The organism is Kitasatospora sp. NPDC059160 (assembly GCF_042755465.1).
Lineage (GTDB): Bacteria > Actinomycetota > Actinomycetes > Streptomycetales > Streptomycetaceae > Kitasatospora.
Genome location: NZ_JBHZCN010000112.1, coordinates 1 through 1040 on the forward strand (window position 1 = coordinate 1; position 1040 = coordinate 1040).

The 1040-nt window shown below is 71.1% G+C and carries 1 protein-coding gene; it reads left to right on the top strand.

The features are described 5' to 3' along the window. The first annotated feature begins 246 nt into the window (after window positions 1-246). Window positions 247-765, top strand: a complete 519-nt coding sequence (locus ACFXOZ_RS34560; RefSeq protein WP_380593852.1) for a DUF6879 family protein — start codon at window positions 247-249, stop codon at window positions 763-765. Window positions 766-1040 lie beyond the last annotated feature (275 nt).

The following is a 1040-nucleotide window of genomic DNA, read 5'->3' on the forward strand; positions in this document are numbered from 1 at the left end:
CCGCTGCCCCGCCCCGGGCGGCCGACGCCGGGCGTGCGGGGTGGCGCCCCGGGCCGGCGCGGCCGCCCCGAGCGGGGGCGGCGGGGGGGGGGGGGGGGCGGGGCCGCGGGTTTAGCCCCCGCCCCCGCCCGGGGCCCCCCGCCCGGATACCCGCTGTGGCACGTCTCGCGCAGATGGACGTCCCCGAGCATGAAGCCGTGATCGAACTACCCAAGCACATAATGCAGTTCTTCCCGGAGGTGAGCGGTGGCGTCAGCCCCCACGCTTGAGGACCTGCTGCGGAACTGCACCCGCTCGGCGCTCCACCTGGAGATGCGCGACGGATACATGCGCGACGACCCCTTGTTCCTCCGCTGGCTCAGCGGGCAACGGGACGATCCGGCCGACCAGGCGTCCTGGTGGAGCCCTTGGTTGCAGCTGATCGAGGAGACCACCACTCGCGGCATCGACGTACGACGCGCCCGCATCATCTCCGAACCGGCAAGCGAGTACATCCGGTTCGAGCATGAGATCACGTTCCGCAACATCGCTTCCGGCGAGCAGGTCAGATGGCTTCCCCGTCGACAGGCGACCGACCTGGCACTCCCCGGCAACGACTTCTGGCTCATCGACGGGCAGCACCTCTTGGTCCACCATTTCAGTGGCGAGGGCGACTTCGTCGACGACGAAGTCACCCTCGCCCCGCAAGCCGTGAGCCTCTGCGCCTCGGCTTTCGAGGCCGTCTGGGCACGTGCCGTCCCCCACCAGGAGTTCCGGCTGACCTGAGGAACCTGCCCGGACGGTGACTCCCCGACCGTGTGGGTCGACGAGGCGACCTCCGACCTTGTCATCCAGGACTGGAAGATCGACGAGGACACCGAAACGCCGAACTTTCCGGAAAAGCGAAGGCTTCGTCCACTACGCAGCACGCCGGAAGCGGTCACCGACCGACCCCGCCACCCCCTGAAACTCCCCGGGCGGGGCCCCGCACCCGGCGGGGGGGCCGCCGGGGGGGGGGGGGGGGGGGGCACAGGGCGTGGCCGGGGGGCAGACACAGACCA